Source organism: Actinomycetes bacterium (genome assembly GCA_036510875.1).
In the GTDB taxonomy this organism is placed as follows: Bacteria; Actinomycetota; Actinomycetes; order Prado026; family Prado026; genus DATCDE01.
Genome location: DATCDE010000203.1, coordinates 1 through 3426, shown reverse-complemented (window position 1 = coordinate 3426; position 3426 = coordinate 1). Strand labels below are relative to the sequence as shown.

Annotated in this window: 4 protein-coding genes; all 4 read left to right on the top strand. The window is 69.8% G+C overall.

Features of this window, described 5'->3' with window-relative positions; all coding sequences use genetic code 11:
• Window positions 1-324 precede the first annotated feature (324 nt).
• The 4 genes from VIM19_11965 to VIM19_11950 all read left to right on the top strand — a co-directional run bounded on the left by VIM19_11965 (window position 325) and on the right by VIM19_11950 (window position 3417).
• Window positions 325-720 (top strand): GNAT family N-acetyltransferase, encoded by a 396-nt coding sequence (locus VIM19_11965; GenBank protein ID HEY5185593.1) that lies wholly within the window; start codon window positions 325-327, stop codon window positions 718-720.
• Window positions 721-762: 42 nt separating this feature from the next.
• Window positions 763-939 carry a hypothetical protein gene (locus VIM19_11960; GenBank protein HEY5185592.1) on the top strand — a complete coding sequence of 59 codons (177 nt, stop codon included), beginning with the start codon at window positions 763-765 and terminating at the stop codon, window positions 937-939.
• A gap of 651 nt (window positions 940-1590) precedes the next feature.
• Window positions 1591-2688, top strand: coding sequence for a flippase-like domain-containing protein (locus VIM19_11955; GenBank protein HEY5185591.1), 1098 nt, complete (start codon window positions 1591-1593; stop codon window positions 2686-2688).
• Window positions 2689-2733: 45 nt separating this feature from the next.
• Window positions 2734-3417 carry a DUF998 domain-containing protein gene (locus tag VIM19_11950; protein ID HEY5185590.1) on the top strand — a complete coding sequence of 228 codons (684 nt, stop codon included), beginning with the start codon at window positions 2734-2736 and terminating at the stop codon, window positions 3415-3417.
• The last annotated feature ends 9 nt before the right edge of the window (window positions 3418-3426 follow it).

The window sequence follows — 3426 nt, the reverse complement described above, 5'->3', positions numbered from 1 at the left end:
GGCCCCCACAGGGCCACCCCTGCCACCGGCGTCACGTCATCGGCCGACGCCGACACCACCGGGGCCGGGACCCCTCGTGTCGGACGCGCCAGCACGACATCAGGAACCTCGAACAACACCCCCGGTATCCTTCACCACGAGGGTGCCCTTCTTGACGGACCAATCGGGACTTCGCAATCACGATTATCCGTTGCCAGAAGGGCACTTTCGTGTCACAACACCCCACCCCACCGAGCCGGGCTGAAAGATCAGGGTCTGACCAAGGCCCAGCGACGGGAGGCCGACTCGACGTCTGGCTGCGCGACCACGCTGCCACGGCTGCTCGTGCGCGTGGCTCAGACGTTCGTCTGGGTCGCTGATGGTGGCCGCGAGGTCGTCGCGTGTTTCTCGCTGAGCGCCCACGCGGTGCCCAGAGCGGAGGCGCCGAGCCGGATCAGCCGAGGTGTCCCCGACCCCGTTCCGGCCGCACTCCTTGGGAAGCTCGCGCTCGACCTTTCGCTGCACGGGAGGCGCCTTGGCGGAGTCCTGCTGGCCGACGCGCTCACTTGGGTCATCGACGCCAGCGAGTCGGGTCCGGCTGTACGAGAGATCGTCGTGGATACGGCGACTGACCGGGGTCGTGCGCTGTACTCACGGTTTGGCTTCGTCGCTGCGCCAGGCCGCGACGACCGGACGATCGTCCGGGCTGAGAGCATCGCCAAAGGTCTACGTCAGGCCTGAACCCGCTGTTGTCGAGTCCCCCTCGGGTGTCACCATGACAAGATGAGCGACCACACGCAGCCGAGCCGACCCGACGTGGTCGGACCAGGCGTCAGAGTCCGCGAGGCTGCAATGGACGAGATGGTCGCCGACGCCGAGTCGATGGGCCTGTACGACGAGGATCCTGACGAGATTCGCGAGGCCCTGCGGCTGGCGCGGCAAGGTCGAAACCGAGCCTGAGATTCGACCCGAGCATCGGTCCCACTGACCGCGGAGCCGATCCCGCAGTTGGTCCCGCCCGAAGGCGGCCTCAGTCCGCAGTTAGTCCACAGTCAGTCCGCAAGAAGTTCAAGCACCACCCCGCGGCACCAGTGGTCTCCGACGCATCGCCGCAGGTCAGCAACGCGGCGCCTCCGGCGCACCGTGGTGCGCGAAGATTCACGGCGCTCGACGTGTTTCTTATGCAATTTGTACAGCGCACCGCGAATCTTCGCGTCAGCGCGTTCCAGTGGTCACCAAAGGACACCCGGGGACACGGGGGAGGGCTTCCGCTTCAACGTCCGATCCGGCAGTCGTGGGAACGTCCGATCCGGCAGTCGTGGGCCGCCAGTCGTGGGCCTCGCCGATGCGCGACGCGGAAGACGAGCCCGATGAGACGGCCGTCTTCGACCCCGTAGACGATGAGGTGGTCGCCGACCCGAACCCGCGACGGCCAGCAGCTCGATTGCGCCGACGAAGCGGAGCCGAGGCGGGCCTTGGCCCGGGCCCAGGGCTTCCGGACTGGCAGTGTCCGCGCTCGGTGGGGATGACCGGTTCGTGCGCGGACGTCTCGACGAGCCCGGACTCCCGAAGTTCTGCGAGATGCCGTCGGGCTTCCGCCAGACTGGCCGAGTGACTGAGCCAACCTCGGAGGGGACACCGGCCGAGGTCGGCAGCGCACCGAAGAAGGCCGCGAGCCGCCGCTCCAAGGTGGTGAAGTCGGTGGTGTCCGGGGTCCTGACCCTGGCCACGCTGGTGATCGTCTTCTTGGTGATCTTCCCGCAGTTCGCCGACTACGACGCCGCGTGGGCGGCGATCCAGGCGATGTCCGCGGGCGCCGTTGTCGCGCTCCTGCTGGCCACGCTGCTCAACCTGCTCGTGTACGCCTGGCCGTTCCCGGCTGCCTCGCGGCTGCTGCGGTACGGCCGGTCGTTCGTCGTCCGGCAGACCGGGTTCAGCGTGAGCAACGGCATCCCCGGCGTCGGTGGTGCGATCAGTGTCGGCCTGCAGTACCGGATGCTGGCCACCTACGGCGTTCCGGGCGGTCTGGCGAGCAGCGTGATCGCGGTCACCAGCACCTGGAACATCCTCATCACGCTCGCGCTGCCCGTGGTCGGTGTACTGGCCCTCGCGGTGTCGGGGGTGGCCGACGCCCGGGCAGCCTGGCTGGCCGTCCTCGGCGTCGTCGTCATCGCGGTGATCGTCGGCGTGCTCGCCCTCGTCCTTCGAAGCGAGAGCGGAGCGCGGAAGGTGGGGCACCTCGCCGAGCGCGTGGTGGGACCGGTGGTGCGAGTGTTCCGGCGCAGCGCCGAGCTCGACCTGGTTGCGCCGCTGCTGTCGTTCCGGGCCAGCAGCGTCGAGGTCGTGACCGGCCGCTGGGTGCTCATCACGGTGTCCAACCTGGCCATGCAGCTGACCTCGTGGCTGGTGCTCTTCGTCGGACTGCGCGCGGTCGAGGTCGGGAGCGTCGACCAGGTCACCTGGTCGCAGAGCCTGGCGGCCTTCTCCCTCGCCCGCATCGCGTCGTTCATCCCGCTGACGCCGGGCGGCCTCGGCACCGTCGACCTGGCGCTGAGCACACTCCTGGTCTCCTTCGGCGCCACCAACGACGACGCGCTGGCCGCCACCCTGCTGTGGCGCGCGGGGACCTACTTCCCGCCGATGATCACCGGGATGGTGACCTTCCTGGTCTGGCGTGTCCACCAGCGGCGGGCGGCTCGAGCGGCGTGACCGTGGGGCCTGGCAGCCGGCCGCCGACGGACTAAGACTGGTTGAGTGAGCGTTGACTCCTCGCTCGAGGGCGGTGCCGCGACGCACGACCACCGGGTCGGCACTGCGCGGATCGTCGTGAGCCGGGTCCTCGGCGTAGCGAGCCTCGCCAGCTACAACTGGTGGGTCGGCGTCCTGCTGGGCACCCACCTGCTGACCAGCCCGAACGGGTTCTTCAGCGACCTCGCGGCGGTGGGCCAGCCGCACGCCGAGCTGCTCAGCAACCTTGACGTGGCGGCGGGCCTGCTGATGGTCGCCGCCCTGGTGCTGCGCGGACGCAACGGACCCGCTGGCGCGCGCCCGGAGTGGCCGCTGCTCGTGACGTTCGCGGTCGCCGGCGCGGTCGGCGGCAAGTTCCCCTACCAGTGCCCGGAGGGGGCCAGCGCGGCCTGTCGCGCCGCCGAGTGGCATCTCCAGCTGCCTTGGCCGCACTACGTCCACATCCTGGCCGGCATCGTGGAGTTCGCCAGCGCCACGCTGGCCGTCCTGGCGGCACGGCGTCGGACGGCGGCGCAGCGCGACCCGGTCGGTCGGGTCGTCAGGGGGATCGGCTGGGTGCTGGTGGTGGCCTACCCGCTGCTCGCCGTGTCCTACCTCACCGTCCGGCTGGGCGCCTTCGTGGAGCCCGTCTTCTTCGTGTGTTTCTCGGTCATGGCGGCCGTCGAGCTGTTCGAGCGGCAGCGGGCCTGACCGCGCCTA

Coding starts and splice junctions, on each gene's coding strand:
- VIM19_11960 (HEY5185592.1), top strand. CDS start 763: ATGAGCGACCACACGCAGCCGAGCCGACCCGACGTGGTCGGACCAGGC.